Source organism: Paenibacillus sp. HJGM_3 (assembly GCF_045062745.1).
In the GTDB taxonomy this organism is placed as follows: Bacteria; Bacillota; Bacilli; order Paenibacillales; family NBRC-103111; genus Paenibacillus_AA.
Genome location: NZ_JBJGED010000001.1, coordinates 522,507 through 548,637, shown reverse-complemented (window position 1 = coordinate 548,637; position 26,131 = coordinate 522,507). Strand labels below are relative to the sequence as shown.

Genomic DNA, 26,131 nt, shown 5'->3' with positions numbered 1-26,131 from the left:
TTGAAGATACGTATCAGCCCGAACAAAATAAACGATGGGTCGTTGTAGCTCCTCCCGGTTCGGTCGGGACTACTCTTTTACTTGCAAAAGCGTCAAGTTCGGAACAAGAGCTATCGATCGGGAACCAGACAGGCGGTAGAGTGTTTCTATTTCTAAACACCGATGATTTTTGGAGAGATTATAACGATATGATCTCTAAGGGAATACAATTTGTTAGAGAGCCTGAGGAGCAATCCTATGGAATGGTTGCCGTATTTAAGGATTTGTACGGGAACCTGTGGGATCTGCTGCAACTAAAGGAAGACCATCCTATTTCCAAGCGAATCAAGTAACACTTTGTGATTAGTTCCATTTGGAGACAGCCATTTCCAGGGTAATCTTATGCTTACCTGGGAATGGCTATTTTTTATAGGAAATGGACGGAACGTTCCCCTATGTATTAGCGTCTCCTCCATAGGAGCAACAGTAGGAGGTGGTACGACGTATGACGAAGATCCACGAAACCCAGCCTGATGAAAAACCCATTGTAAACAATGGGGATGTAGTGGGGGATTAAAGGCTGCGGGAAATTCAAAACATCGAGGGTGGCGGACCTCTCAAAAAAGTGGACTGGAAAGCAATGCCTAAGCCAGTTAGGGTTTTTGGATATTTTTTTGTGGCTTGTGTAGTGTTGATGGGAATATTCGGGATCATCGTTAGTTTTTTTGATTAAAGCTTCTTGATTTTGTGCTGGAAACGAACGCAGCCATAAAAAAGCAGAAGGATGACGAGCAGTTCCAAAACGACTACGAAACCGATCGTGCCGGAGACGACCTGCGAACGATCGCCCCAATTGAACAGATTCATCGTGTTGATGATCAGAAGCGGAACGTTAATGAGCGCAAGAATGAGTAACGTGAACTGGATTCGCTGCAGCAGTTGTCTGATCGAGGTACGGTCCGTGTAAATTTCGGGCGACGCCTTCCACGTACGGCCGACGAAAATAATGCCATCCGATCTTCGATCCCGCATGTTCCCAGCCCGCATCTTCGAACAGGGCAAGATAGGAGTCCAGTTGGTCCCTCTCTTTGATGGGATGGTAATCCATTCGATACACATACCGCTTCGCTGGGTCTCGCTCGAACCGGTGTCGGGCGATCCCCGGCTTCATCAGATGCAGGCCCTGTGCGGATAAGGCCGTCAGCCACTGCTCATCCTTCTCGTAATTCCATACAAAAGAAAACCGGGTGCGCGTGACGGTGCGGTCATCAGCGGCTATCGTCATGGCAGGCTGCTCGAATCTCCATACTTGATCGCGGAGAAGGAGGAAATGTATGATTAGTGAAATGAAAGTGTGGATTACGGAACAAAGGAAGTGCACATTTTGTCTAATTTTCCAAATTCGTTAGACGACGCGAGCCGCGATCACCTTCGGGCGGATTGCGACAACTGTTTCGGGTTGTGTTGTGTCGCTCTGCGTTTCTTAGCATCGGATGGATTCCCCACTGACAAAGAGGCAGGCCAGCCCTGCGTCAACCTGCAAAACGACTTTCGCTGCGGCGTTCACGAAAGCCTCCGGACACGGGGCCTCAAAGGATGCTCAACTTTCGACTGTTTTGGTGCAGGGCAAAAGGTTTCCCAAGTCAGCTTCAGCGGACATGACTGGCAGCAAACTCCTGATTCCGGGAAACCGATGTTCGAAGTGTTCCATATCCTGATGCAGCTCCAAGAGTTACTCTGGTATTTGACAGAAGCGCTCACCTTACCGCAGGCCGGGCTTATCCACGGTCCACTCCGTTCCATGCTGGAGAAGACGGAACGGCTCACAACCCTCAGCCCTGAGTCGCTAATGGAGCTGGACGTAGCCGAACACCGGGCTTCTGTGAATACACTGCTTCTGAAAACCAGCGAACTTGTACGATCCGAGGCCCGAAAGACGCAACAGGTCCGTTCGGGACCAAGGACCCGGACTCGGTTAGAGCGTCAGATCGCCCTTGGTCGAGGAGCCGATTTGATGGGGGCCGACCTGAGAAGGACGGACCTTACAGGAGCTAGCTTGAGAGGGGCCTATCTTATTGCCGCTGATCTTAGAGGAACCGACCTGAGGGGGACGGATTGCATCGGGGCCGATTTTCGGGATGCTGACGTGAGAGGAGCCGATCTTTCCCAGAGCCTGTTTCTTACCCAAACTCAACTTAACGCAGCTAAGGGAGATGCTCTTACTAAGTTGCCGCCATGGCTGAACCGTCCGGCACATTGGTCTTGAGCTAAGGGGATAACATCCAGCCCGTTCTATCGGGATGGATATCCCTGGGTCCGCTTCGTGTCTGGGCGAAGCAAAGTACCGAGCTTCGAAAGCCCGGTACTTTATATGTTGTTAAGTTATTGGGGACAGCCATAAGGGGGTTTAGGCAAGCCTAAGCGGTCTAAGTTGCCGCATACCGTTCTTTGCCAGTAGGCCACCTGGTCATCCAGCTCTTTCGCAGAATGCTGCTGAATGATTTCGATGTAGGCTGTAGCCGCCGCGACTTGTGGATTGAAGGACCAGGACCAGTAATCCGTCCGATCGTAACGACCGATCCATTGTCCGTCTACGCCGAATTTTTGTTGATCGGTAACCCCGATGACGGCTCCTTCCGCTGATCTCAGCAAAAGGAACACTCCGCCGGTAAACCCGGTTAACTTGACGTTGTTTTTCGTTCGGGTAACGACATCCAGCTGGCCGGCAAGCGCTCCCGAGCGCTGCAGCGTGGCCCGTGTGTACATGTAGCGCCCGCCGTTGGAGCTTTGCCATGTAGCCTCGGTCGTTAAAGCAGGAATGGTCTCGACAATGTAGGAGGGTGAAGGGGTCCCACCCGTGCTTCCCCCTGATCCGCCGGAACCGCCGATCGGATCCTCCGGCATCCGGGCAAAAACCGTAGAAGCGGGAACAGAAGCGAGCAAGGTAACAGCGGCAAGCATAGTCGTTAACAATAAACCTTTCCATTTTTTCATCATGAATCCCTCCAGATAATTGGTTTCTTGTGGTTGCAACCCTCCATCATTATGGTTAAAATTTTGCTTTCCAAAAAGTACTAATTTTTTATAGTACTGGTTATCACGAGTCTGCGGGGAGGAAACGATGAAAACTTACATTTACATGGTGAGGCATGGCGAATCACCGAAGACGGAAGGCAATGAAAGAACTAGAGGGCTAACGGAACAAGGAAAAGCAGATGCGGAACGAATCACGGCTTTATTGCGAGGAGAAAACATCGACGTTTTCGTTTCAAGTCCATACCGGCGAGCCCTCCTCACCATTCAGGAGCTAGCACGATGTTCAGGGAAAGAGCTTGTAGAAGTGGAAGACTTGAAAGAGAGAATTTTCTCTAAGGCTAACAACCGAATGCCGGATAACGAACTGTTCCCTTTGTTGCAGAAATCATACTCGGATCCGAGCTTTGCTCTTGAGGGCGGGGAATCCAATTCAGACTGTCAAAACCGTTCAATATCGGTATTAAAGGAGTTATTAGTATACCGAATGGAATTCGATCATCAACAATTCGTAGAAGTCCAAAGGATGTGGAGGGATCGCAATGACTAGCAAAAGGACGGTTTCCCAAGCTCTGCTAGGCAAAATGGTAACCGCGGCGATCGCTACCCCCGTCTACAGTTTCTTGCTCGGACTTCTTATGTCGAACCCGTTCGGGGAGCGAGCCGCCTACTGGCAAGCCTACTTGGCCGATGCGATCGAGATCACCCCGGTCTATATGATGTACAGCTTCCTTGTAATTCTCGTGTATGGGGGATTAACCTCACTTCTTAGCGATTTCCTCGCTACTACTCTGGCTTCTTACACAATCAAGCGTGGGGAGCCCCTTTATGCGGCCGTCTTCCACTTGGGGTTCGGACTCATTCTTTGGTGGATTAGCTTGTTGGCCGCAAGCGTCTATTTTTTGGTTGACCGGGTAATCGTCGCGAACCAGTTCCCGGTCAACGCACGAAAAATCCTACTCAGCTTCTTGATTCTCATCGGGAGTTGGCTGCTGTTCATGAGCTTTATTTGGATTCGTGGCTAGAACTTTCGTACATAAGCCCTATATCAAGAGTGAGCGCGATTCCCCTCGGGCTCACTTTTTATTTACCGCCTTAAACCATTGCGTGCGGAGCGCAAATTTTTTCGTGGCTCGCGTTCATTATTTGCGTGTTGCGGGATTCCCGGCCCCCTTACAATGAAATCCAGACCAAGGCCATAACGGTGAGAGGGGTATTGATCGTGCAACCGATCCTGCAATTAAAAGAGGTAACCAAGTTCATTGGCGGCAAGAAGCTGATTGACCGGCTCAGCCTGGACGTACATTGGGGAGAAGTGTTCGGCTTCTTGGGCCCGAACGGGGCGGGGAAGACTACGGCCATCCGCATGATGGTCGGCTTGATGAGGATGAGCGAAGGCGACATCCGGATCGACGGTCACAGCATTGCAAAACATTTCGAGCAAGCGATCGTGAAGGTAGGCGCGATTGTGGAAAACCCCGAGATGTATAAGTATTTGACGGGGTATCGGAATCTAGTTCATTTTGCCCGAATGGTTCCGGGGATCACCAAACAGCGGATCCAGGAGGTGACGGCCCTTGTAGGACTGGAGAACCGGATCCACGACAGGGTGAGTACGTATTCGCTCGGGATGCGACAGCGGCTCGGCGTCGCTCAAGCGCTTCTGCACCGTCCGTCCTTGCTTATCCTGGACGAGCCGACGAACGGGCTGGATCCGGCGGGGATCCGAGAGTTGAGGGATTACTTGCGCCGGCTCACGAGGGAAGAAGGCATCGCCGTCATCGTCTCCAGCCACTTGCTGTCGGAGATGGAGTTGATGTGCGACCGTGTCGCCATCATTCAACAGGGGAAGCTGATCGATGTCCAACCTATTCGCGAATTCGTATCCCGGGAGACTTGCACGGAAGTCGTGTTCGAAGTGAACCGCAAGGACTTAGCTCGCCAGCTGCTCGCGTCCCACTATTCCGCGCTCGTGCCCGAAGAGACGGAGGAGGGGCTGGTCCTCACGCTGGAGCACGAGCAAATCGCCGATGTGAACGAGCTGCTGGTGGACGGCGGAATCAAAGTTTACGGCATTGAGAAACGGACGCAGTCGCTCGAAGAGAAGTTTTTGCAGATCACAGGAGGCGAGCAAATTGCTTAATTTGATTTGGAATGAAAATATGAAAATCTACCGGCGGCTGCGCTCCTGGTTGTTGGTGGTTAGCATGATCGTTATTACGGCGGTTGCTTTATTGATTGTGCAGAACATGACATCATCTCAGACGGGCAGCGATTGGAAAGTTAGTGTCCAGCAGAAAATCGATCAGGATAACAGCCGGTTGGGGGCGGATATTCCGAGCGCGCATAAAGAGGAGCTGCAGAAGGACTTGCGATTGAATCAATACCGGCTCGATCACAATGTGCCCCCGACGGACAAAACGTTATGGGGCAATGTACTGACGGGCGCTCATCTGCTTACGATCGTCACGATCTTCACGGTTATCGTCGCAGCGGACAGCGTGGCCGGCGAATTCAGTTCCGGTACGATCAAGCTGCTTCTCATCCGCCCGGTGTCCCGTTCCAAGGTGCTTCTGGCGAAGTATGTTAGTACGATCGGCTTCTCCCTATTCCTGTTCTTGATCTTGTTCGCTTCCGCAGTCATCGTATCCGGACTGCTCGTAGGGTTCCAGGATGCGGGGACTCCGTACCTGTACGCGGCGCAAGACGGGGGGATCCATGAAGTGGGCATGATGTACCACGCGCTCAGCACCTATGGGTACCAAAGCGTGCAGCTGATCCTGATCGTCACCATGGCGTTTATGATCTCCACGGTGTTTCGCAGCAGTTCGCTGTCCATCGCCATTTCCATCGGGATTATGTTCGTCGGGTCGGCCATAGCGAATTTCATCACGTCTTATCCGTGGGCCAAATACTATTTGTTCGAAAATACGGATTTGACCGTTTACTTGGATGGAGCGCCGAAAATCGAAGGCATGACGTTGTCGTTCTCAATCACAGTGCTGGTCGTCCATTACTTGTTTTTCATCGCATCGTCATGGCTTGTGTTCAACCGAAGAGATGTAGCATCCTAATGAATCTAATCTTAATCCTTTTTGCGGTTTAGCCCGCCTTTGTAGCCTTCCGGTTCAGCTCCACGAATTGCCGATACGCAAAATCATCGGCGGAGGCTTCAATTGGGAGATTGCGATAATCGCTTGACTGTCGAGCCGCTCTCTTCAGATTGGCTTGGTAAGTATCCAGACCTTTTCCTTCCCGGCGATCCAGATGAGCCAAGCCGTCTATCAGATGATAGCATTCATGAAAGAAAATGAAATAGGGAAGATCTCGGGGAGAAATGGAATACAGCGCCATCACGTGCCGTTCATCATCCGTAACATACCGATCAAAGGGGATTTGAACATAGATTTTCGCTTTGGAATAGGTTCGATCCAGAATGACCGAACCGCCATAGAAAGGGCCCCATGCAACGTGAAGCGAGCTTTGGACTGCCGGCGAAATACGGGGAGAAAGATCGTCCAACCGTTGAAGAAGTCTACGTTCCCAAACGAGAAGCCGTAATTTCCTCCATTTATAGGCTAACAACATTTTTCGGAACATCGCCATCCCTCCTACAAGCACGATATAACGGAGGGCTATGTTAGACAAGGTGTAAATACAGGAAGCCGGGGTCGAAACGACGTTGTTTGAAAGAGGCAACAATATGTTCCCCAGGCAACTAAATTGGTAAGCGCTCATCTTTTAGGACCAGCCCAATTCTGTTTCTCTAGACCCACTCGAAGAGCATCCTGTATGATAATTCCCTAGAGAGAAATACTATATTCGGAGGGAATGGCTGTGGATGCCTATAAACAAATACAGGAAGGCGAAAGAGGGGCATGGGTCAGCATTATCGCCTATATCTGCCTGGCCGCGTTGAAGCTCGGGATCGGATATGCCTCCGGATCCGAGGCATTATCGGCCGACGGACTCAATAATTCGACGGACATCATCGCTTCTTTGGCTGTTCTGATCGGGCTCAAGATTTCGCGAAGACCCCCGGATCGAGACCATCGCTACGGGCATTTTCGGGCAGAGACGGTCGCCGCTTTAGTGGCATCCCTCATCATGATCGCAGTGGGACTTCAAGTGTTGTACTTAGCGATCCGGAAATTCTGGGAACCGATCATCGAGACTCCGGATATGGTTGCCGGATGGGCCGCCTTATTCTGTGCGCTCGTTATGTGGGGCGTATACACATATAACGTGCGTCTCGCGAACCGGATAAACAGTCACGCCATGATGGCCGCCGCCCAAGACAACCGGTCGGATGCGATGGTCAGCGTAGGGGCGTTCGTCGGAATTATGGGTGCGCAGTTCGGATTGCCTTGGCTGGATCCCCTCACAGCTACGATTGTAGGCTTGATCATCTGCAAGACGGCCTGGGATATATTCAGGGATGCCACGCATGCCCTAACCGATGGGTTCGACGAGAAGGAGCTGGAAGCGTTAAGACAGACGATCGAGAGGACGCCGGGCGTGGAATCGATCAAAGATATCAAAGCGCGCGTGCACGGCAACACGATATTCGTCGATGTAGTGGTCCAAGTAGATAACGCCTTGAGAGTCGTCGAGAGTCACGACATAACCGAGACCATCGAAGAACGAATGGTGGAGGAGCACAATATCCGTCATGTTCATGTACACATCGAGCCGGTAGATACGGTACCTTAACCCAAAAAAGGATATAATCAGGATCCGCTCAACAGGCGGATCTTTTTTGTATGCTCTTTTTTGCGGTACTAGAGTTTATTCTTCATAGAAACTGTCAACCCTACTAATAGATTTCTTGAAGCTAGCTTGATCTAGTCTCAAAGCTCATATTTTCCAAGGGAAAATGATATACATTGGCAGGTGATGAATCGTGTCCATATTCAAATGGTTCAAAAAGCGGAGAATGTTCAGGGGCGTTCAACATTCCTATCAAGCGTCTGCGGAACTCCAGAACGTAAGGATAAGCGGTGATTTGGAAGAAACGATCACTTCAATCACTAGACTTGTTGGCGACAACTATGACTTCGCGATGCGTCGCTTTCATGTGTTCGGTCGATACCCGGCTGTCCTGTTCCATTATTCCACAATGATCGACCAGGCGATGATTAACGGAGATATATTAAAGCCGTTTATGTATTTGCCTCTCCATTTGGAAGGGGAAAACATAGAGCTTCACCAACTGAAGGACGCATTGCTTCAGGATTCGATCTTTCACAGCGATGTAAGCCTGGTTAATCAGTTCGACATACTGATCGAGAGTATGCTGCGAGGGAAAACCATCGTAGTCGTCGAGGGCTTGAACGAAGCCTTTGTGATCGGTACGCGCAATATCGAGCAGCGTGCCGTCGATTCGCCGGCGACCGAGCAAGTGATTCGCGGGCCGCGTGAAGGCTTCGTCGAACCCTTGTCGACCAATATCGGCCTGATTCGTTATCGGTTGCAAACGACGGAACTCAAGATTCACACGATGGAACTGGGGCGCAGAACCAAATCGAAAGTCGCGATCTGTTACATGGATGGCATTACGAACCCCGATTTATTGACCGAAGTTCGGAAGCGCCTTGCCAATATCGATATCGATGCCGTTCTGGATTCGGGCTATCTGGAGCAGTTCATTGAAGATAATCACTTGTCCCCGTTCCCGCAAGTGAATTACACGGAACGGCCGGATAAGGTGGCTGCCAACCTGCTGGAAGGAAGAGTCGCCATCCTGGTAGACGGTTCGCCGCTAGCCCTAATCGTGCCGACCGTCTTCAACCAATTCTACCAGACGGTAGAGGATTATACGGAACGGTTCGTGCTGATGAGCGCGATTCGTCTGGCCAGACTCGTCGCACTTGTCTTTTCGTTGGTTTTCCCAGCGCTCTATGTGGCGATAATTTCGTTCAATCCCGAGCTGATCCCGACTGAATTTGCCGTAGCGGTAGCCGGCGGCAGGGCGGGGGTTCCATTCCCGGCCATCATAGAAGTACTGATCATAGAAGTTTCTATGGAAGTGTTGCGGGAAGCGACCATCCGCTTGCCGCAGCAAGTCGGCGGCGCCCTCTCTATCGTCGGGGTGCTCGTTATCGGACAGGCGGCGGTGGCCGCGGGATTCGCCAGCCCGATCACGATCGTCATCATCGCGCTTACGACTATCGGGTCGTTCGCGACGCCGGCCTACAATGCCGCGTTGGCGTTGCGGATCTTGCGGTTCCCGCTCATTATTTTAGCCGGTATTTTCGGTCTGTATGGCCTCATGATCGGCTTGATCCTCATCGCGAACCACCTGCTATCCCTGAAATCGTTCGGGATCCCTTACCTGAGCCCGCTGGTTCCCGGCAATTATCAAGGGATGAAGGATCTGCTCATTCGCGGACCATTATGGTGGATGAATAAGAGACCTTCGTTCCTGTATCCGCTAGACTCAACCCGATTAAGCGACGATACCGTGGACCAGCTGAAGCAGCCCGTGGACAATGTGTTGGATCCAATGAAATTCAAAGAAAAAAAGGAGTGAGGACGAACAATGCAGACGACTCGTCAGATTACCGTCATTCAAACGGCTGCCATTCTAGTCAGCACCATAATCGGGGTTGGTGTACTCCCGCTCCCCCTATTCGCCGTACGTGCGGCGGATTCAGGCGCTCCGCTCGTGACGTTGCTCGGAATGCTGGTTGGCTCTATCGGGCTTGTTTTGATTGCTGTGCTTGGCATGCGGTTTCCGAATAAATCTATTATTCAGTATAGCGAGGATATTATAGGAAAATGGCTGGCCTGGATCGGCAGCTTGTTCATTATCGCTTTCTTTGCCATCCTGACATCGCTGGCTGCACGCGAATTCGGCGAGGTGGTCGTTACTTCCGTTTTGAAGACGACCCCTGTGGAAGTGACCGTGATTGTGATGCTGCTCTTGGCGGCGCTCTCTACGCGTAATGACATCACGACGTTTGCCTACATTCATCATTTTTATTTCCCTGCTCTCTTGGGTCCCGGCTTATTAATTGTTGCGCTTTCCTTGAAGAATGCCGATATCATCAATTTGCAGCCGATCTGGGGGAATGCACCGCAAGGTATGGTAGGAGGCATCTTCACGGTTGCGGCCTTGTTCCAAGGGTCATTCGTTCTGACTATGGTGATTCCGGCCATGCGTCGGCCGGAAAAAGCGATGAAGGCGAGCATCTGGGGGATGTTGATTGCGGGGGGGCTGTACGTCGCGATTGTGGTGGCGACCGTCAGCGTATTTGGCGCGGAAGAGAGCAAACGGCTGCTCTGGCCCACCTTGGAGCTCGCGAAAGCGACATCGTTGCCCGCCAATGTTTTGGAACGGTTGGATGCTGCCTTTCTGGCCGTATGGGTGACCGCCGTGTTCACGACCTTGTTTTCCAGCTATTTTCTCACGATTCACTCGATGAGCAAGCTGTTCCGCTTGCGCGATCATCGGATGTTCTCCCTGTTCCTGCTGCCGATCGTCTTCGTGATGGCCATGCTGCCGGTTAACATCCTGAATATGTATGAAATCATTCAAGTAGTCGGTCGAATCGGACTTTACATCACGATCGTGTATCCGGCGGTCCTGCTGCTGATCGCATTCGTTCGCAAGAAGAGAGGGAATTCTGTTGGGAATCTACCGATGGACCAAAGCGGTTAAGCTGCTAGTCGTCGCTCTCCTCGTGCTTCCGCTGCTGACAGGATGTTGGGACCGTGTTGAAATTGAGGAGCGTGCTGTTATTTTGGGAATTTCCATTGACACGGCGCCCAAGGAAGCAGAGGTGGAAGAGCATGAGGTTTCCCATTTGGAAGGAAAATTCCCGGCGCCGGCCCAAAATATGATTCGCGTTGCGGTCCAGATCGCCCTTCCCGGAAGAATCCCCCTTGGTCCGGGAGAGCCTTCAGGAGGAGGAGGGGGCAGAGGAAGCGAGCAGACCGTTTGGGTGTTGGATGTAGTAGGTCATACGATCGACGATGCGCTCATGAATTTGCAGCAACAAATCTCGAACAAGCTGTTTTTCGGGCATTTGCGCGTGATCATAATTTCGGAAGATGTGGCTAAGTTAGGACTGCAAAACATTAACGATTACCTCCGCCGCAATTCGGAAGTGCGAAGAATGGCTTGGATGTTGATTGCGAAAGGAAACGCGGAGGAGTTAATGAAGGCGGCTCCGAAATTGGAACGCGTACCGACTGCGTATCTCTTAGCCACCATGGACAGCGCCGTCAGGATGGGGAAATTCCCGAATGACTTCGTCGGGAATTTCTGGAGCGATTCTTCGAAGAAAGGAAGAGAAGGCTTCCTTCCCTATGTAGGGATTATGAAGGAAGAGAACATTGAAATTATGGGATTGGCCTATTTTAAAGGAACCCAAATGATAGGGACGACGAAACCGCTTGAAGTTGGGGCGTATATGGGGGTTAGAGGAATAAATCCGGCGGGGTATCGGGGAATTATTAGCGTAGACGGTCCGGAAAGAACGATTACCCTGTATGCTACTCACCGCAAATCGAAAATCGATGTCGCGATTAAGAATGGCCGCCCGATCATAACGGTAACGATTCAGAATGAACTAAATATCGAAGAGAAGCTCAGCGAACAATTTCTCATAGACAATCCCGACATCCTTAAACAAATCGAAGAGGAAGACGAGGAAGCGGCATTAAAACTCCACGAAGGTTTGATTAAGGAAACGCAAGAGAAGGGGTCTGATATATTCGGCTTCGGAGAATATGTACGGGCAAAAGAACCGAAATATTGGAATGAGCACATCAAGACCAAAGAAGCCTGGCAGGAAATGTACAAAGACATTGAAGTCGATGTAAATATTGATATCAAAATACGGCGGGTTGGCATGGAAGCGAAATAGCGGATAGGTCGAGGAGGATTAAAGGATGATGGACGCTGGCATTGACTTCATCGGTTTTCTTCGCTATGCGATCGCCTTATGGTTGGCTACCGGGTTGATCATTTTGCGAATCGAGGTAAAAGGCTACGAGCTGGCAGGGATGAGCAAGGAGCGGCAAGTATGCCGCTTTCTCGGATGGATGAATGTGGCTCTGGGACTCTTGCTATTTGCCGGGCAAATGATGTTTTAGTCGTCACCGGGGGACGTTCAGCCTCCCCGTATAATTGCCGGAAATGTGCATTTGCCGGGTGCCATTCACCCATACGACATGGCTTCCTCCCTCATACATTGTAGTATCTTGATTGGAGGAGGAGAAGAAATATGGGTTTTGTAGGTGGCGCAGGATTTTCTTGCGGGGGTTTCACTAGCATTGGGATCATCCTCGTACTGTTCATTCTGCTGGTCATTGTTTTGCGCGGTATCTTCATCTAATGCTGCGCTTCGAGTGATCCGCACTTCGCCTTTCGACTATCCCATGATCATGGGTCGGTTCCTGGAACCGGCCTTTTTTGTTGCCTTCACTCGAACAACCCCAATTTTTCATAAATCTCTATCGAGACGACCCCGTTTTCCGGCAATTGTTGATCCCGCTGAAACTTCTTGAGGGCCGCCGTAGTCGAATAGCCGAATTTGCCGTCGCAGCTCCCCTGGAAGTAGCCGGCGCTCTTCAATCGCGACTGAATCAATTGCACGTCTCCGCCGACATCGCCTTCGGCCAAATTCCTCGGATCCCGATTCGGGTCGCCCAGGACATGTCCGTATATCGTGACCTTCGTGCCGATCGGAATCATTTTGTACAGCTCAATGACATCGTGGTTGCGCATGCGGATGCAGCCATGGCTCAGATGCTGCCCGATGGAATGAGGCTTGTTCGTGCCATGAATGCCGTAATTCCCCCACGGGACATTAAGTCCCAGCCAGCGCGGGCCGAAGGAAGGTCCCCAATTTTCCCCTTTGTACACGACTTGGTATTCTCCCACAGGGGTGGGTGTGGACGGGTTCCCGACCGCGATCGTATAAGTCTTGATCCTCTGGCCTTGTGCCCGTACGATCAGCTGGTGACGAAGGGGATACACCTCGATCGTGAAGATGCTATGGTCGGATACAATCGGCAGCGAGGGTTCGGCATAAGTGCGTGCTTTCCCGGCGGCGCCCGCGGCGCTCCCGATCAGGAGGGCAATGGCAACGGCTCGGATGAAGAGCCTGCGTACGGTTCGATTCATGAAGGGTCACCACTCTACTCGTTCGGTTAGTTTAGATTCGCAAGCGGCATCGCGTCTAGCCGTTCATGACGACTCCGCCGGTGACATGAATAAATTGCCCGGATACGTAGGAGGCGTCCTGCGAAGCCAGATATACATAGGCCGGGGCGATCTCGAAAGGCTGCCCCGCTCGTTTCATCGGATTGGTGGCTCCCCAATTCACCACTTCAGTAGCCGGGAAGGAAGCCGGGATGAGGGGCGTCCACATCGTACCCGGGACAACGCCATTCACGCGGATGCCCTTCTCGTGCAGCGACTTGGAGAGGGAACGGGTGAACGCTACGATCGCCCCTTTGGTCGCGGCATAATCCATCAAAAGCTCATTCCCTTCATAGGCCGTCAGCGAGGCGGTATTGACGATCGCGCTGCCTGGCTTCATATGAGGGACGGCGGCTTTGCACAAGTAAAAGACGGAGAAGAAGTTGGTTCGGAACGTCCGCTCCATTTGGTCGGAGGAGATGGCCTCCAAGCTGTTCTGGACGTGCTGTTCCGCCGCATTGTTGACCAAGATGTCCAGTTTGCCGAGAGTGGCTACCGATTGTTCCACCAGTTGCATGCAGAACGCCTCGTTCCCGATGTTGCCGGCAACGGGCAGACAGCGGCGTCCTTTCGATTCCACCGCATGCTTCGTTTCCTCCGCATCGGAGTGTTCGTTCAAGTACGCGATGACGACATCCGCGCCCTCTTCGGCGTACGCGACGGCAATGGCGCGCCCTATGCCGCTGTCGCCGCCGGTGATGATGGCCACCTTGTCCTTCAGTTTGCCGCTCCCCTTGTAATTCGGATTTTCGAAGAGGGGTCTCGGGTTCATGAGAGATTCGATCCCGGGCTGCGTATCTTGATGCTGCAGCGGATAAGGAGGCGCGGGCGGTATTAGGATATTCGGGTCAGTCGGATGTGGCGTGATTGTTGTCGTCATGCAACGTTCTCCTTTATGTTTGAGCTTGAAAGTCGGGATGCGGCATCGGAGCGGCGAGCACATCCAGCAACACTGGGTTGGCGCTTGTCCTGGATTGTTTAAGCACGTCCTCCAATTGATCCATGCTGCCGATCCGGAAGGCTTCCCAACCGCATGCTTCCGCTGCTTTGGCGAAGTCGGGATTGGTCAGCTGAGTCCCTTCCGGGATCAGCCCTTTCATAATCATTTTGTCCTGCTCCATCTGCAAGGTTCCATTGTTGAACACGATGACCGTGATCGCTATGCCGTAACGCTTGGCGGTGAGCAGATCCGCGAGCACCATGCCTAAGCCGCCGTCCCCCGTGATGCAGACGACTTCCTTGTGAGGGGAGCAAAGCTTCGCCGCGAGCGCCGCAGGCAGCCCGAATCCCATCGTTCGCCATCGGTCGGAAAGCAGGAGGCGTTGGCGTTTGGCCCGGAAATTGCGGAGGAACCAGAGGGTACAATCGCCCTCGTCCAGGGTGATGACGGCATCTTCCGCTATCGTCTGTTCCACGAGTCTAATTACGCTGGAGGGGGGTAGCGGTGAGCCGGACTCATTCCTCTCCCGTTCGTTCTGCGTGGACCATACCCGCTTGCAGTGCTTGACGTGATCGATCCAACCCGGGTTAATCTCGTGCGATCTGAGCCCTTCGATCAGCTGCGGAAGCCAGGTGGTCCCTTCTTCTAGGATGCCCAGCTCCATTGGGAGGGGTATACCGAGATCCTCTTGCCGACCGGCGACTCGCACGATGCGCTCGGTATTCGGGACCACTCCTTCCGGCCACCATGAAGTGTCCAGGGCTAGAACCACATCCGCCCTCCGGAACAACGGCGCGAGAGAGGGGTTGCCGCCTTCTCCCAGCCCATGCAGCATATAGGGGTGGTCCTCCGGAACGACCCCAATGGCGCCATAGGCCATCGCGATGCCGCATCCCCATGCATCCGCGAATCGCCCGATCGATTCCGGGTCCAGTCGGGCCGCCCGGCTGCCCAACAACAGCATAGGCTGTTGCGCGGTTCGCAACAACGCGAGCGCTCGTTGCCAGACTTCCGGATTGGAAGCGGGGGGAGCTACGGGAGGCAGCGGTTTGGGCGGAATCGCGGTTGTTTGGCCGTATAGGTCGGAAGGGACGGACAAGTGCGATACGGTTCGGCGTGAAACGGACGTGAACATGGCTTGGGTCATGGCTTCGACTACCGCATCCGGATGGACGATGAGTTCGCTGGATGCCGACACGGCTTGCACCAGCTGTTGCTGGTTGATGTACTGCTTGTAGTTGGTGCCTATCTTATAAAACGGAGCTTGACCGGTGATCGCGAGCACGGGAGCATGGTCCAGGAAAGCGTCGCCCAGTCCGTTGATTAGATTGGCCAGCCCCGGCCCCATCTGAGCGACACACACTCCGAGCCGTCCGGTTAATTTCGCTTCGGCGGATGCCATAAGTGCGGCGACGGATTCGTGTCGTACCGCGATGAATGTAATGGCCTGTTGCTTGGCGAGCGCGTCCAACAGTCCGAAGACGGAGTCGCCCGCGACCCCATAAATTCGCTGAACCCCCCACAGTCGGAGCTGTTCCAGCATCACTTGCGCTACCGTCTGGGCAGCGCTTGTCCCCGGCGTAACGATGGGGGTGGAGTTGGATTGGGTGGGGGTCATCATACTCACCATGCTCAGCAGCTCCTTTTCGAAATCACTAGCAGGTAGTATGTCATCTCCAGGTATGATCTATTACGACGGCGCAGCGGGGAGCCGAATGAGGGATACGAATAGGATTTTTGTGCACAGGAAACAATTACAACCGAACAATCCTGTATACAGAAAAGAGGTACGAGCATGAATTGGTCCATGTGGTCGATCGATCGCATTCTCATTTTGTTCGTCAGTCTGGCGTTTCTCGTCCTTGGCATTCAAGTGACCATGTTTCATTACCGACAAAATTTTACGCACAAGGCGATGTGGGTTCCCGTTATACTGTCGCCCCTATTCTTAGTCGTAGGGTTAATCTTCACTTGGTATAACGCAACCTGGTTGCACAACGTATTTCTCACGCTGATGTGGGTCGGCGTCGTGGTCGGCTTGATCGGCTTTTATTTCCATTTCCGCGGGGTAGGGGTTCGGGTAGGAGGCTGGGCGCTGCGGAACTTCCTCATCGGACCGCCGGTGACGCTTCCTCTTATGTTCTCCGCCTTGAGCGTGTTAGGCTTGATCGCTATGTATTGGAAGGCGGGGTGAGCGTATGGCCAAGAGCAGCCGCTATCCTTCCTTTAACGTCATGAACGAATTGGATGAATGGGACGATCACACGCAGAAGATCGTATCGTCCCGGCTGCAGGCGAAGAAGAGCTTGCAGTTTCTGACCCCTGAAGAAGCGGAGACGCTGAGGCAGATCAGCTCCCACTTAGTCAGCGACTCGACCGCGGAAGTGCTGGACTTCGTAATCGAACATGTGGACGGGACCTTGTCTAAGTCCCCGGGGGAAGGGCAAAGAAAGAAGGGGGTGCCCGAGGCGTCCGAGTTGGTTCGATCGGGGCTGCAGGCGATCGATGCAGGCGCCAGAGAGTTATACGGCTCTTCCTTCCAAGAGCTGGATGCCGCCAGTCAAAAGCAATATTTGCAAAGCGTCAGCGAATCGACGGCCGAACCGGCGGACATCTGGTCTGCGATCCCGCAAGAGCCGCTGTTTGCGAAGCTGCTACAGCTGACGGTCGAATCCTACTGTTCCCATCCGAAGATATGGTCCGAAATCGGGTATGCCGGCCCGGCCTATCCGCGCGGATATGTACGTACACAGCTAGGCCAATTGGATCCTTGGGAGGCGCAACCCGAACATGATACATAGGAAATATGCGAACGAAGAAGTCGATGTCGTCATCGTAGGCGCCGGGGCCGCCGGCGGCGTGCTGGCCAAGGAGCTCAGCGAGGCCGGGATGAGCGTTGTGGTCCTCGACGCCGGGCCTTTCCGCGATCCCCAAAAAGAATTTGCCAGCGACGAGTTGTCCATGAAAAAGCTGGGGTGGCAGGATACCCGGATCGTAGACGGACAGGACCCCCTGACGATGGGGATCAACAATTCCGGCCGGGGGGTCGGCGGTGGAACCGTCCACTTCACGGCTGTCTTCCTTCGCTTCCATGATGCTGACTTCAAAGCGAGGACACTTGACGGTGTCGCGGACGACTGGCCCATCGGCTACGAGGATCTGGAACCTTACTATTCCAGAATCGAGAAAGAAATTGCCGTATCCGGGCCCAAGCATTTCCCTTGGGGCAACTATCGCGGGCCTTATCCGTATCCGGAACGGGAGCCGCTCAGCCCGAACGCCTACATGTTCATGAACGGCTGCGAGAAGTTGGGCATCCGTTCGTCCGTCGCGCCGCTCGCGATATTGTCCGCCCCGTTCGAAGGCCGCCCGCCCTGCATCAACCGGGGGTTCTGCAACCAAGGCTGCATGCCCGACGCCAAGTTCAGCACCCTGATCGTGCATATTCCCAAAGCGATTCAGGCCGGGGCCGAAGTGTTGGCCGACTGCATGGTCACGCAGGTGCTGATGGGGAAAGACGGGAAGGCCAAGGGAGTAGCCTTCGTACACGACGGACAGACCTATGAGCAAAAAGCGAAATTGGTCATTCTGTCCGCTTATGTCGTCGAGACGCCGCGGCTGCTGCTCAATTCGGCCAATGCCCAATTCCCGGACGGACTGGCCAATAGCAGCGGCTGGGTCGGCCGATCCATCATGGTCCACAGCAGCCAAGACGTCTATGCCAAGTTCGAGGAGGAAATCCGGCTGTATAAAGGGACTCCCGTACTCGCGACTACGCAGGATTTTTATCGCAGCGACCCCAAAAACGGCTTTGTCCGGGGGTATACCCTACATGCGCATGGAGCGAGGCCCGTCGGGTTCGCCGAAGGAATATCGAAGGCGCAGGGAGGACCGGTCTGGGGCGAGCGGCTCCGGGAGGCCTTGCTCGATTATAATCATTACGGAAGAGTTACTTTGGTCGGAGAGGTGCTGCCGAGTGCGGAGAACCGGGTCACCTTGGCCCGCGAGAAGGACGAATACGGCTTGGCGCGTGCCAATGTGACGTTCAGCTACGGAGACAACGATCGGAAGCTCATTGATCATGCGGTAGGCAAAATGAGCGATATCCTCGAAGCGGCCGGCGGCAAGGTCGAATTCGTCGTACCCGACACCGCTCATATGATGGGAGGGTGCCGGATGGGGAACGACCCGGACACCTCCGTCGTGAATTCCTACGGGCAAACGCATGACATCCCGAACCTGTATATATGCGATGCGAGCATTTTCGTCACATCGGGCGCCGGGAATCCGACGAACACGGTTATGTCGCTTGCGCTGAGGACGGCCGATCATATCAAGGAAAAAGCAAAAAAGCTGGAGCTCTCAGGGTCGGTCTAAACCGGCCCTTCGTTTGTTTTATAAGGTTAACCTTCCTCTTCCTCCCTCCCCAGTTCGACCACGGTATCGCGCGATTTTTCCACACAGATTCTTGCCTTCGTACGAAACAATCCGTCCGCTTCCGTCCTTCCGTCATCGTATGATCTCTTTTTTCATGTTTAAAGAAACTTTTTTGAAATATTCCTTTACAGGAATATTCCTAATGTGGTATATTCAATTCAGAGAACAACAGCAACACAAACCAAACCCAATAACAAAGGAGAATGAACAATGAGAAAAGTAGTCGTATCGATGTTTGTATCGCTGGACGGGGTTATCGAGAATCCCCAATGGACGTTCCAATTCCACTGCGAGGAGCAAGACAAATTCAAGTTCGCCGAGATGATGGAGAGCGACGCTCTGCTCTTGGGACGCGTCACCTATGAAGGGTTTGCGGCCGCCTGGCCGAACATGATTGAGCAAACAGGGGAATACGGCCTCCGGATGAACAACAACCCCAAGTACGTCGTCTCCACCACATTGAACCAGCTGGAATGGAACAACTCGTCGCTTATCGAAGGCGATCTCGCGGAGGAAATCAACAAGCTGAAGCAGCAACCGGGGAAAGACATTCTCGTGTTCGGCAGCGGCAAGCTCATCCAAACGCTGGCCAACCTGGATCTCATCGACGAATATCGGCTGATGGTGTACCCGATCGTGCTGGGAAGCGGACAGCGCCTGTTCGAAGAAGGGATCGAGCAAAGAAAGCTGAAGCTGGTGGAAACCCAAACATTCAGCACCGGTACGGTCGTGCTTACTTATCGTAAAGCGGATTAAGCGACACAACTAAGCCCTTCGACTTCTTGACAACCAGGAAGTGGAAGGGCTTAGTTGTTGGCTTCGGGCAAGTCTTCAGAAGGCGTATCTCCATTGACAAAACTGTGGGGATTTAGGATAAAATGTCGGTAATAAAGTGGATTATTATACAAAGAATTTTGGGATATCATGACAGAGCATCTCTTTCCTAAAAGGAGTCAACTGAGCACATAGAAAGTTCTGAAAGATTTAATACGACATTCGCCGCCATAAGCAAATCCAATCCCAGAAGCCCATTTATCTCAAGCTTCTCGTGAAGAGCACCTACATCCAGCTTGAAATTTTCAATCTGAAAGTCCCCTAACGTGACAGCATCAAACGATTTCCTAAAGCAACTTTCCTCTCCGCCGATGCCAAAAGCGCTCACGATTTCGTCTCCGGTTTCAAAATAAACGCCGATATCAGATACAGCATCAGTGGATAAGAGCGTATGAGAAGCGCCGGTATCAATGACCAACTTGTCTATGGTGAGAGACTGTCCATTGTAACTTATTGTTATCGAGGTCTGGAGGAGTCCATCCACGAGATCAATTTTCATATTGAACGACTCCTCGTAAGCCTCTAAGTGAGCGGAGCTCAATCTTCAGCTCATCATTCGAGGTGTGGGATACAATGACTCCGTCCTTGGAACGAAGCAATTCCTGAGTTGCCTCTTTGGGATCCTGGATAGCTTTAATCAAGGCAACTTCATCCACATATTTCGTGTTACCTTCAGTATGGGACGCGAGAATTTGCAGCTTAACGTACTGTTCCGGGTAAATCTTGCGAACTTCTTCCCATTGCATGGCTAGCACCTCCTTATGTATTACCTCCATTGTATCGAAAAAAAACGCAGCAAAAAAGCTCTCCTTACGATCCTTGATCGTTCGTTGAGAGCTTTTTGCGTAAGCACGTTGTCGATACGAAGCCCGCTATGGGAAAGCATATCCGTTTCGTGGGCAGCTTCGATTTGGATGACTCCGGTATGGCAAGCAGAACACGATTGGAACTGCACACAAAGCCAAAGTGCTTGTTCATTTGTTTACGCTAATCGAAAATCATACGCTTGATCGCATCCGCCACTTGGGCATGGAACGCCCGGTCGGGGTGATTGATGCCGTTCGCGAGGCGGGAGTGGATATCGACCCCTGCCTGGTCGAGCTCGGTCCACATGGCGAACACGTCGAGGCATGGCGTAGCGGTGGACCGGGCTATGTCCAACATAGCGTCCCGGTAAAGGGCGAGGGCATTCGACCGGGCCACCCGCAAGAACGGTTCGACATGCTTGCGCTCGTTCTCATGAATGTATGGATTGTCGGCGGTCATCAACCACGATGGGGAGATCAAGAGCAGGTCGGCCTCGGTCCGGGCACGAACAAGTCGGATCAGTTCGGACAACGCCCGCCGGTAGTCATCCAGTCCTGCCTCCCCCGAGTGTGCATCGTTCACGCCGAAGCCGATCGTCACGAGATCCGGCTGGAACGCCAGCAGATCGCGCTCCGCACGCGCCAAGGAACGTACCGCCGTATCCCCGGCCACGCCGGCGTTGATCAGGTTCACGGCGGCGGCGGGATAGCGCTGCTCGGCGCGGCGCTTGAACAGCGACGGGAACGCATGGTCGCTGTCGCAAGTCGTATGCTCGAACCAGCCTTGCGTGACGCTGTCGCCGAATGCGGTGTAGATGACGGGCCGGTCCCCGACATGCTCCTGCTTGTGCAGCAGCCGTTCCCGGAACCGGGTGAAGGAGGAAGGTACGGTCTGTGTCATTCGGGATCCACCCCTACGTTCGGATCGTGATAGTTGCGCGGCCAGTTATGAGCTTGGAGTGCCTCGATCAGCTCGGCCGGCAGGGGCTCGCCATCGGACACGCGCACGTTCGCGTCCAGCTCCTCCAGATTCTTAATGCCAGGAATTACCGTACTGACGGCAGGGAACGACAGTGTGTAGCGTAGGGCGACTTCCGCGAGCGAGGCGTACCGATCTCCCGTCAGCTCACGAACCAAAGTCTTCAATGCCTCGACCTTCTCCAGCGTTCGCGCGAACCGCTCGCCCTTGAAATATTTCCGGCGGAAATCGTCGGGCGCGAACTGCTCGAACGTGTCGGCGGTCCAAGTCCCGACGAGCGCCCCCTCGTCGAACGGGACGCGGGCGATCACGCCGACGCCGTGCTGGCGGCACACCGGGAGCAGGTCGGCGGCCGGGCGCTGCTCGAACAGGTTGAACACCACCTGTTCGGATGCGGTCAAGCCGGCCCTGGCGATGCCGATACCTTCATGCGGTTTGTAGTCCCGGATCGACACGCCGATCTCGCGGATTTTGCCTTCCCGCTTCAGGCCGCTTAACGTCTCATACCACTCGGTGTCCTCGACTCCGCTGGGGAACCATCCGTGCAGCTGATACAGGTCGATGGTCTCCGCGCCGAGGCGGCGCAGGCTCGCTTCGCACTGCTCCCGCAGATGCGCGGCCGGGTAACGCCCCTCGAACGAAGGGTCGAGCTCATGCGGGCGCGGCCACACGACAGGTTGCACCTTCGTCGCGATATAGATCGGGTCGCCCTTCCACTGCCGCAGCGCTTGGCCGATCACTTCCTCGGAGTGGCCGTTCCCGTACATCTGCGCCGTATCCACGAAGTTCACGCCTCGATCGAAGGCGGCGAGCAGCGTCCGGATCGAGAGCGCGTCGTCCACCGGCCCCCAGCTGCCGCCGATGCCCCAGGCGCCGAATCCGATTTCCGACACGTTCCAACCGGTCTTGCCGAAGGGACGGTACTTCATCCGCTCACCTTGGCCAGCAGAGGGAACAGACTACCCGAGATCGGCTTGCCTTCCTCCAGCCCGACATCGTTCGTGATGGGATGCGATTTCCCGTTGTAGGTCGTACCGTCCGGTATATAGATCGTGGCAAGCACGCGGCGCGGCCGGTCGGTATGGTTGGCATGCGCATAATGGAACGTCAGCCCGTGATGGAACGTACAGCTTCCTTTTTTCAGAGGAACCATCACCGGCTTCGTCGACTCCAGCTCCGTGCCTTTGACATAGTCGAAAATATTTTGCGGATCGGTGAAATTCACCCCGGTCAGCTTGCCGGCCTTGTGGGAACCCGGGACGAACATCATGCAGCCGTTCCGCTCATCGACATCGTCGACCGGCAGCCAAATCGACAGCGCTCCCGGCTCGTTCATCGGCCAATACGGCATATCCTGGTGCCACGGCGTTGGCTTGGAATCGTGCGGCATTTTCCAGAGCGCATGGTCGTGGAACAGCCGGATACCGGAGGCGCCGCTCAGCTCCATCGCGAGCCGCGCCAGCTTAGGATGGGACGTATAGCGGGCCATGCCGACATGATCGCGCCAAGTGTTCACCTTCTGATTGAGCACCTTGTAGTAAGCCCCGCCGGCCTTGTCCGTACGGACCGCATTCGATTCCGTCGTCGTCATCGCTTCCTCCAAGTATTTGGCCAGCTCGGCCGTTTCCTCGGGCGTCAGCACATCGTCGATTTGAATGAATCCGTTCGTTTGATAAAATTCGATTTGCTCGCGGGTCAGGAGACTATCCTTCAGCATCGTCATGGAACGTCATCTACCTTTCGTGTTCGGATATAGCTTTATCGTACAAGAACCGACGGGGAACCACTTGGGGGATTTTCCACAAAACAGAGGTGATATTCGAAGTTCGAAGCGGGAACCTTTTTTGCGTTTGCAGTGTTTAAGGGAAGAAGAGGTGAGAAAGCTGGAACAAGACTACTGGCAGCATATCGCGCGGCTAGACGCGGACAGTATGCGAGATCTGATAGAGACGTACGGGCAGGCAGTCTGGAATTATGCTTTCCTGATGACGAAACGACACGACATGGCGGACGATATCGCGCAGGATGTGTTCCTGCAGGTCTATCGCAGCATAGATACGTATCGGGGGCAGTCTTCGATGAAAACGTGGCTGTTCGCCATTACCCGCAACAAGGCGTTCAATTATAGGCGATCCGCTTTCTTCCGAAAAGTGATGTTAGTCGATTGGATCACCCGCCAAGACTCGGGGCCGTCTGCCGAGACCGAGGTGCTAGATCAGGAATTAACTGGCGAGGTGTGGAAGCTGGTCATGCAGCTGCCGTCCCATTACCGGGAAGTGCTCATTCTGGAGGCCAAGTACGAGTTGTCGCTGAAAGAAATGGCTCATGTGCTCGGTGTGGCGGAAGGAACGATCAAGTCCAGGCTTTCCCGGGCGCGCAAGAAAATGAACGATATGTGGAAAGGAGCTGGAACCCGTGAATAAGCGATATGGATCATGGGAAGCGGAAATGAAGGCGACGGAGCCGGTTGCCGGGAAGGCATTTACCCGCGAGCGCATGACGGCGATTCATCGGAAAGCGGTGGAGCAGGCGCAGTCCGAGCCTAGACGGAGGAAGCGGCGCAATCTGGCGATGCTCACCGCCGTCATGGGAGTCTTGTTCGTACTGGCGGGAGGGCTGCTGCAATATTTGCCGGAGCGGGACAGGGGCGAGCACACCCCGGTGCAGACTGCACCGCCGCACGGACAGGAGTTAAGTTGGGCGCTGCAACCGGATCAGATGACCAAGTACGAAGCGTTTGCCCGGCAGCCGGACGAAACGTGGTTGAAGGGGCTGGAGCCGCTCGATATTTTTCGGTGGTATATGCGGGCCAAGCTACTGGGTGACTTCAACACCCTGTATGGGCTGTACGTTGACATGGAAGGGTATGAAAAACCAAGCCTGGAGCAGTTCCTGAGCGATATTGCCGGAGATCCAGAAGGCGTGCGGCGGGGGAAACAGATGAGCTTGTCGATCGAGCGCGATTATCAGTTGGAGCAGCGGATAGACGGGGATGCCGCGCTTATCGTCATGACGCTGAACGGGTCGAAGCTGTCGAACCAGAGCCGGAACGGAAACGAAGCCGGTCTGGGAACCGTGCTTGAAGATCAAATAGGCTTCGGCTTAACCAAAAATAAAGCGGGCGTTTGGAAAGTGAATTGGATGCCGATGCAGTAATCGGGCTCCATTCCACGGAAATCCGATGGTTCATCTTTTGTCGCGAGTTTTCATTGTTTGTCATCCTCCGGAGCAATAATGGATTATTTACCGGGCCTCCCGGGACTGATAGGATGAAGGTGCAGAGATCACACGGCTTTGGGAGATTAGGCAACTCGGATTCCTTATCCTAGGGAGGAGCTATGGAGATGCATCGAACGGTGAACAAATGGAATGAGTTTCAACAAGCATGGGACGGGGTGCAAAATTTCCTTATGGAGGGGGAGGTCGTGCCGTTCCGGTACGAGATGCCGACGATCGACAGGATCGTAGAGACGCTGCGGTTCGATCCGGAGACGCGGATTACACCGGGGGCGAAGGGAGATTCTTTGAATCTGACCGACATCACAGCCGCGTTTCGCGAACTGCCTCTGGAGCAGGCGATCCACGCCCCGTTCTCGATGGCGCATTTCAAGCTGAGCAAGTTTTTCGGCCCCGGCGGGCTGCTGGAAGGGTTCGACGAGAGCATCATGCAACCTTGGATGAAAGCGCTTCATGAGGCGGGCTTCACATGGACGCGCTGCTACCCGATCTTATTCCTGAGCGGTCCGAACTGCGCCACCAACTATCACCTCGACTACTCGCAAGTGCTGGCTTGGCAGACGCATGGGACGAAGATTTTCTCCGGCTTAAATGACCCGGAGCGCTGGGCTCCGTTCGAGATTCGACTGCACTCCAAGGGCACGCAGCGCCCGGCGGGCCTGACCGAGGAAGACGCGCTTACGTATGTAATGCCCCCGGGAACGGTATTGTGGAACACCTTTTTGACCCCGCACTGGGTGGAAGCTTCGGAGCGGATTGCCTGCAGCATCAACATTTCCCACGGGGGGCTGCGGTATAAGGGCGAGCTGTGTCGGCACGAGCAGGAAGTGCTGCAGTGGCAAATCGATCATCCGGATGAGCCGAAGGTCTTGTTCTAGCGAATGCCATGGACGGGTAACGCCGAAGGGCGACAAATTTCCCGGGAAATACTCGATTCGACGGCGAGTGGGAGAGAAAGTCGAATGGTCGAAACGGTCTATCGCGCCAAAAAGTCGTGGGCTGTCGGCTGGGATGAAGTATAATGGGACTATACTCGATTCCTTGGGGGGATGGCCGTGAAAAAGCCCCAAAACACCAAAGATGAGCTTATCCGCGAGCAACCGCTAACGTATGAAGATTATGCCTCCATGCCTGATGACGGGAACCGGTATGAGCTGGATGACGGACGGTTGGAATTGATGCCGCCCAGCGCTTCTTCCAAGCATCAGGCGATTGGCAGCAGAATACTATTCGAGCTGATTCAGACATGTGAATCCGATTATGTGATCCTTTATGAGGTGGATGTTATCCTATCTCCTAGAGAAGTCAGACGACCCGATCTGATCATGCTGCATAGAGACCGCCTTCATTTGCTAACGGAAAGAGGCATAGAAGGTCCGCCGGATCTGGTTGTCGAAATTCTCTCGCCTTACTCGCTCAGACGTGACAAGGTCAGGAAGCGGCAATCCTATGCGAAGCACGGGATTCCGGAATACTGGATTGTGGACCCGGCGAGCTTCGTCCTAGAGCAATACCGGCTGACCGGCGACCGCTATGAGCTGGAAGATGTATATACGGGCGATGAGGAGATCCGCTCCGAGCTGTTGCCCTGCGTTTCCTTCACGATGTTCGACATTCGCAGTCGCATTCCGGATTTGCCCGGTCTTTGATCGCGAATAGGATTAGCCTTGTTA

31 protein-coding genes and 1 pseudogene are annotated in these 26,131 nt (G+C 53.8%); 20 read left to right on the top strand and 12 right to left on the bottom strand.

All coding sequences use genetic code 11. The annotated features are described in order from the left end of the window. Positions 1-332, top strand: a 332-nt coding sequence (locus tag ACI5FR_RS02390) for a VOC family protein (RefSeq protein ID WP_405449769.1), incomplete at its 5' end; no start/stop codon positions are given. A 376-nt stretch (positions 333-708) separates the two neighbouring features. Here the strand turns inward: ACI5FR_RS02390 and ACI5FR_RS02385 are convergent. Together ACI5FR_RS02385 and ACI5FR_RS02380 are read right to left on the bottom strand one after the other, a co-directional pair. Next, positions 709-1,011, bottom strand: a complete 303-nt coding sequence (locus ACI5FR_RS02385; RefSeq protein ID WP_405449815.1) for a hypothetical protein — start codon at positions 1,009-1,011, stop codon at positions 709-711. A gap of 7 nt (positions 1,012-1,018) precedes the next feature. Then, a pseudogene (locus tag ACI5FR_RS02380) lies at positions 1,019-1,150 on the bottom strand (hypothetical protein); the annotation flags it as partial. Positions 1,151-1,360: 210 nt separating this feature from the next. Here ACI5FR_RS02380 and ACI5FR_RS02375 point away from each other — a divergent pair. After that, complete coding sequence (locus tag ACI5FR_RS02375) at positions 1,361-2,245, top strand: pentapeptide repeat-containing protein (RefSeq protein ID WP_405449813.1); 885 nt, start codon at positions 1,361-1,363, stop codon at positions 2,243-2,245. Positions 2,246-2,361: 116 nt separating this feature from the next. On the opposite strand, the gene ACI5FR_RS02370 is transcribed toward ACI5FR_RS02375, so the two are convergent. Next, positions 2,362-2,973, bottom strand: a complete 612-nt coding sequence (locus tag ACI5FR_RS02370) for a hypothetical protein (RefSeq protein WP_405449766.1) — start codon at positions 2,971-2,973, stop codon at positions 2,362-2,364. 127 nt (positions 2,974-3,100) lie between these two features. Here ACI5FR_RS02370 and ACI5FR_RS02365 point away from each other — a divergent pair, with 127 nt between their 5' ends. From ACI5FR_RS02365 to ACI5FR_RS02350, 4 genes are all read left to right on the top strand, one after another. Then, a complete protein-coding gene (locus tag ACI5FR_RS02365) occupies positions 3,101-3,562 on the top strand; it encodes a histidine phosphatase family protein (protein ID WP_405449764.1) in 462 nt (153 codons plus the stop codon). Next, positions 3,555-4,037, top strand: a complete 483-nt coding sequence (locus ACI5FR_RS02360; RefSeq protein ID WP_405449762.1) for a hypothetical protein — start codon at positions 3,555-3,557, stop codon at positions 4,035-4,037. Before ACI5FR_RS02365 ends, ACI5FR_RS02360 begins: the two co-directional genes overlap by 8 nt. Before the next feature lie 191 nt (positions 4,038-4,228). Beyond that, positions 4,229-5,155, top strand: a complete 927-nt coding sequence (locus ACI5FR_RS02355) for an ABC transporter ATP-binding protein (RefSeq protein WP_405449759.1) — start codon at positions 4,229-4,231, stop codon at positions 5,153-5,155. After that, positions 5,148-6,086, top strand: coding sequence for an ABC transporter permease (locus tag ACI5FR_RS02350; protein WP_405449757.1), 939 nt, complete (start codon positions 5,148-5,150; stop codon positions 6,084-6,086). Before ACI5FR_RS02355 ends, ACI5FR_RS02350 begins: the two co-directional genes overlap by 8 nt. Positions 6,087-6,114: 28 nt before the next feature. On the opposite strand, the gene ACI5FR_RS02345 is transcribed toward ACI5FR_RS02350, so the two are convergent. Continuing rightward, a complete protein-coding gene (locus ACI5FR_RS02345) occupies positions 6,115-6,612 on the bottom strand; it encodes a hypothetical protein (RefSeq protein ID WP_405449754.1) in 498 nt (165 codons plus the stop codon). 237 nt (positions 6,613-6,849) lie between these two features. Here ACI5FR_RS02345 and ACI5FR_RS02340 point away from each other — a divergent pair, with 237 nt between their 5' ends. The 6 genes from ACI5FR_RS02340 (at position 6,850) to ACI5FR_RS02315 (ending at position 12,356) form a co-directional block, all read left to right on the top strand. Continuing rightward, positions 6,850-7,725 carry a cation diffusion facilitator family transporter gene (locus ACI5FR_RS02340; RefSeq protein ID WP_405449751.1) on the top strand — a complete coding sequence of 292 codons (876 nt, stop codon included), beginning with the start codon at positions 6,850-6,852 and terminating at the stop codon, positions 7,723-7,725. Positions 7,726-7,948: 223 nt separating this feature from the next. After that, the gene (locus ACI5FR_RS02335; RefSeq protein ID WP_405449811.1) at positions 7,949-9,544 is read left to right on the top strand and encodes a spore germination protein; all 1,596 of its coding nucleotides are present in this window, start codon (positions 7,949-7,951) and stop codon (positions 9,542-9,544) included. A gap of 9 nt (positions 9,545-9,553) precedes the next feature. Beyond that, positions 9,554-10,675, top strand: coding sequence for a GerAB/ArcD/ProY family transporter (locus tag ACI5FR_RS02330; RefSeq protein WP_405449748.1), 1,122 nt, complete (start codon positions 9,554-9,556; stop codon positions 10,673-10,675). Then, positions 10,644-11,885 carry a Ger(x)C family spore germination protein gene (locus ACI5FR_RS02325; protein ID WP_405449747.1) on the top strand — a complete coding sequence of 414 codons (1,242 nt, stop codon included), beginning with the start codon at positions 10,644-10,646 and terminating at the stop codon, positions 11,883-11,885. The genes ACI5FR_RS02330 and ACI5FR_RS02325 overlap by 32 nt, the downstream gene beginning before the upstream one ends. Positions 11,886-11,910: 25 nt before the next feature. Further along, a complete protein-coding gene (locus ACI5FR_RS02320; protein ID WP_405449744.1) occupies positions 11,911-12,114 on the top strand; it encodes a CLC_0170 family protein in 204 nt (67 codons plus the stop codon). A gap of 131 nt (positions 12,115-12,245) precedes the next feature. Further along, positions 12,246-12,356, top strand: a complete 111-nt coding sequence (locus ACI5FR_RS02315; protein ID WP_405449742.1) for a sporulation protein YjcZ — start codon at positions 12,246-12,248, stop codon at positions 12,354-12,356. An 86-nt stretch (positions 12,357-12,442) separates the two neighbouring features. Here the strand turns inward: ACI5FR_RS02315 and ACI5FR_RS02310 are convergent, their stop codons facing one another. Genes ACI5FR_RS02310 through ACI5FR_RS02300 form a run of 3 tightly spaced genes read right to left on the bottom strand, consistent with a single transcriptional unit; the run spans position 12,443 to position 15,795 of the window. Beyond that, positions 12,443-13,147 carry a L,D-transpeptidase family protein gene (locus ACI5FR_RS02310; RefSeq protein WP_405449739.1) on the bottom strand — a complete coding sequence of 235 codons (705 nt, stop codon included), beginning with the start codon at positions 13,145-13,147 and terminating at the stop codon, positions 12,443-12,445. Positions 13,148-13,202: 55 nt separating this feature from the next. Further along, positions 13,203-14,105, bottom strand: a complete 903-nt coding sequence (locus ACI5FR_RS02305; RefSeq protein WP_405449736.1) for an SDR family oxidoreductase — start codon at positions 14,103-14,105, stop codon at positions 13,203-13,205. Between the two features lie 13 nt (positions 14,106-14,118). Beyond that, a complete protein-coding gene (locus tag ACI5FR_RS02300) occupies positions 14,119-15,795 on the bottom strand; it encodes a thiamine pyrophosphate-binding protein (protein WP_405449733.1) in 1,677 nt (558 codons plus the stop codon). 165 nt (positions 15,796-15,960) lie between these two features. On the opposite strand from ACI5FR_RS02300, the gene ACI5FR_RS02295 reads away from it, so the two are divergent. From ACI5FR_RS02295 to ACI5FR_RS02280, 4 genes are all read left to right on the top strand, one after another. Then, entirely contained in the window at positions 15,961-16,359 is a 399-nt protein-coding gene (locus tag ACI5FR_RS02295) for a hypothetical protein (protein ID WP_405449730.1), read from the top strand. Positions 16,360-16,363: 4 nt separating this feature from the next. After that, the gene (locus ACI5FR_RS02290; RefSeq protein ID WP_405449727.1) at positions 16,364-16,966 is read left to right on the top strand and encodes a gluconate 2-dehydrogenase subunit 3 family protein; all 603 of its coding nucleotides are present in this window, start codon (positions 16,364-16,366) and stop codon (positions 16,964-16,966) included. Beyond that, complete coding sequence (locus ACI5FR_RS02285; RefSeq protein ID WP_405449726.1) at positions 16,956-18,542, top strand: GMC family oxidoreductase; 1,587 nt, start codon at positions 16,956-16,958, stop codon at positions 18,540-18,542. Before ACI5FR_RS02290 ends, ACI5FR_RS02285 begins: the two co-directional genes overlap by 11 nt. A gap of 270 nt (positions 18,543-18,812) precedes the next feature. After that, positions 18,813-19,358: a dihydrofolate reductase family protein gene (locus ACI5FR_RS02280; protein ID WP_405449723.1), complete on the top strand. Its 546-nt coding sequence runs from the start codon at positions 18,813-18,815 to the stop codon at positions 19,356-19,358. 187 nt (positions 19,359-19,545) lie between these two features. On the opposite strand, the gene ACI5FR_RS02275 is transcribed toward ACI5FR_RS02280, so the two are convergent. From ACI5FR_RS02275 to ACI5FR_RS02255, 5 genes are all read right to left on the bottom strand, one after another. Next, positions 19,546-19,935 carry a retropepsin-like aspartic protease gene (locus ACI5FR_RS02275; protein WP_405449720.1) on the bottom strand — a complete coding sequence of 130 codons (390 nt, stop codon included), beginning with the start codon at positions 19,933-19,935 and terminating at the stop codon, positions 19,546-19,548. Continuing rightward, positions 19,925-20,182, bottom strand: a complete 258-nt coding sequence (locus tag ACI5FR_RS02270; protein WP_405449718.1) for a hypothetical protein — start codon at positions 20,180-20,182, stop codon at positions 19,925-19,927. The genes ACI5FR_RS02275 and ACI5FR_RS02270 overlap by 11 nt, the downstream gene beginning before the upstream one ends. Before the next feature lie 241 nt (positions 20,183-20,423). Further along, complete coding sequence (locus tag ACI5FR_RS02265) at positions 20,424-21,143, bottom strand: SGNH/GDSL hydrolase family protein (RefSeq protein ID WP_405449716.1); 720 nt, start codon at positions 21,141-21,143, stop codon at positions 20,424-20,426. Beyond that, positions 21,140-22,150 carry an aldo/keto reductase gene (locus ACI5FR_RS02260; protein WP_405449714.1) on the bottom strand — a complete coding sequence of 337 codons (1,011 nt, stop codon included), beginning with the start codon at positions 22,148-22,150 and terminating at the stop codon, positions 21,140-21,142. The genes ACI5FR_RS02265 and ACI5FR_RS02260 overlap by 4 nt, the downstream gene beginning before the upstream one ends. Continuing rightward, the gene (locus ACI5FR_RS02255) at positions 22,147-22,944 is read right to left on the bottom strand and encodes a phytanoyl-CoA dioxygenase family protein (protein WP_405449712.1); all 798 of its coding nucleotides are present in this window, start codon (positions 22,942-22,944) and stop codon (positions 22,147-22,149) included. Before ACI5FR_RS02255 ends, ACI5FR_RS02260 begins: the two co-directional genes overlap by 4 nt. A gap of 151 nt (positions 22,945-23,095) precedes the next feature. Here ACI5FR_RS02255 and ACI5FR_RS02250 point away from each other — a divergent pair, with 151 nt between their 5' ends. The 4 genes from ACI5FR_RS02250 to ACI5FR_RS02235 all read left to right on the top strand — a co-directional run bounded on the left by ACI5FR_RS02250 (position 23,096) and on the right by ACI5FR_RS02235 (position 26,107). Continuing rightward, entirely contained in the window at positions 23,096-23,644 is a 549-nt protein-coding gene (locus tag ACI5FR_RS02250) for an RNA polymerase sigma factor (RefSeq protein ID WP_405449710.1), read from the top strand. Next, complete coding sequence (locus tag ACI5FR_RS02245; protein WP_405449709.1) at positions 23,637-24,377, top strand: hypothetical protein; 741 nt, start codon at positions 23,637-23,639, stop codon at positions 24,375-24,377. The genes ACI5FR_RS02250 and ACI5FR_RS02245 overlap by 8 nt, the downstream gene beginning before the upstream one ends. A gap of 188 nt (positions 24,378-24,565) precedes the next feature. Then, complete coding sequence (locus ACI5FR_RS02240) at positions 24,566-25,336, top strand: hypothetical protein (protein WP_405449706.1); 771 nt, start codon at positions 24,566-24,568, stop codon at positions 25,334-25,336. Positions 25,337-25,507: 171 nt separating this feature from the next. Beyond that, positions 25,508-26,107 carry a Uma2 family endonuclease gene (locus ACI5FR_RS02235; protein ID WP_405449704.1) on the top strand — a complete coding sequence of 200 codons (600 nt, stop codon included), beginning with the start codon at positions 25,508-25,510 and terminating at the stop codon, positions 26,105-26,107. The last annotated feature ends 24 nt before the right edge of the window (positions 26,108-26,131 follow it).

Coding starts and splice junctions, on each gene's coding strand:
- ACI5FR_RS02385 (WP_405449815.1), bottom strand. CDS start 1,011: ATGCGGGATCGAAGATCGGATGGCATTATTTTCGTCGGCCGTACGTGG.
- ACI5FR_RS02370 (WP_405449766.1), bottom strand. CDS start 2,973: ATGAAAAAATGGAAAGGTTTATTGTTAACGACTATGCTTGCCGCTGTT.
- ACI5FR_RS02365 (WP_405449764.1), top strand. CDS start 3,101: ATGAAAACTTACATTTACATGGTGAGGCATGGCGAATCACCGAAGACG.
- ACI5FR_RS02360 (WP_405449762.1), top strand. CDS start 3,555: ATGACTAGCAAAAGGACGGTTTCCCAAGCTCTGCTAGGCAAAATGGTA.
- ACI5FR_RS02345 (WP_405449754.1), bottom strand. CDS start 6,612: ATGTTCCGAAAAATGTTGTTAGCCTATAAATGGAGGAAATTACGGCTT.
- ACI5FR_RS02335 (WP_405449811.1), top strand. CDS start 7,949: ATGTTCAGGGGCGTTCAACATTCCTATCAAGCGTCTGCGGAACTCCAG.
- ACI5FR_RS02330 (WP_405449748.1), top strand. CDS start 9,554: ATGCAGACGACTCGTCAGATTACCGTCATTCAAACGGCTGCCATTCTA.
- ACI5FR_RS02320 (WP_405449744.1), top strand. CDS start 11,911: ATGATGGACGCTGGCATTGACTTCATCGGTTTTCTTCGCTATGCGATC.
- ACI5FR_RS02315 (WP_405449742.1), top strand. CDS start 12,246: ATGGGTTTTGTAGGTGGCGCAGGATTTTCTTGCGGGGGTTTCACTAGC.
- ACI5FR_RS02310 (WP_405449739.1), bottom strand. CDS start 13,147: ATGAATCGAACCGTACGCAGGCTCTTCATCCGAGCCGTTGCCATTGCC.
- ACI5FR_RS02305 (WP_405449736.1), bottom strand. CDS start 14,105: ATGACGACAACAATCACGCCACATCCGACTGACCCGAATATCCTAATA.
- ACI5FR_RS02300 (WP_405449733.1), bottom strand. CDS start 15,795: ATGGTGAGTATGATGACCCCCACCCAATCCAACTCCACCCCCATCGTT.
- ACI5FR_RS02295 (WP_405449730.1), top strand. CDS start 15,961: ATGAATTGGTCCATGTGGTCGATCGATCGCATTCTCATTTTGTTCGTC.
- ACI5FR_RS02290 (WP_405449727.1), top strand. CDS start 16,364: ATGGCCAAGAGCAGCCGCTATCCTTCCTTTAACGTCATGAACGAATTG.
- ACI5FR_RS02285 (WP_405449726.1), top strand. CDS start 16,956: ATGATACATAGGAAATATGCGAACGAAGAAGTCGATGTCGTCATCGTA.
- ACI5FR_RS02280 (WP_405449723.1), top strand. CDS start 18,813: ATGAGAAAAGTAGTCGTATCGATGTTTGTATCGCTGGACGGGGTTATC.
- ACI5FR_RS02275 (WP_405449720.1), bottom strand. CDS start 19,935: ATGAAAATTGATCTCGTGGATGGACTCCTCCAGACCTCGATAACAATA.
- ACI5FR_RS02270 (WP_405449718.1), bottom strand. CDS start 20,182: ATGCAATGGGAAGAAGTTCGCAAGATTTACCCGGAACAGTACGTTAAG.
- ACI5FR_RS02265 (WP_405449716.1), bottom strand. CDS start 21,143: ATGACACAGACCGTACCTTCCTCCTTCACCCGGTTCCGGGAACGGCTG.
- ACI5FR_RS02260 (WP_405449714.1), bottom strand. CDS start 22,150: ATGAAGTACCGTCCCTTCGGCAAGACCGGTTGGAACGTGTCGGAAATC.
- ACI5FR_RS02255 (WP_405449712.1), bottom strand. CDS start 22,944: ATGACGATGCTGAAGGATAGTCTCCTGACCCGCGAGCAAATCGAATTT.
- ACI5FR_RS02240 (WP_405449706.1), top strand. CDS start 24,566: ATGCATCGAACGGTGAACAAATGGAATGAGTTTCAACAAGCATGGGAC.
- ACI5FR_RS02235 (WP_405449704.1), top strand. CDS start 25,508: ATGGCCGTGAAAAAGCCCCAAAACACCAAAGATGAGCTTATCCGCGAG.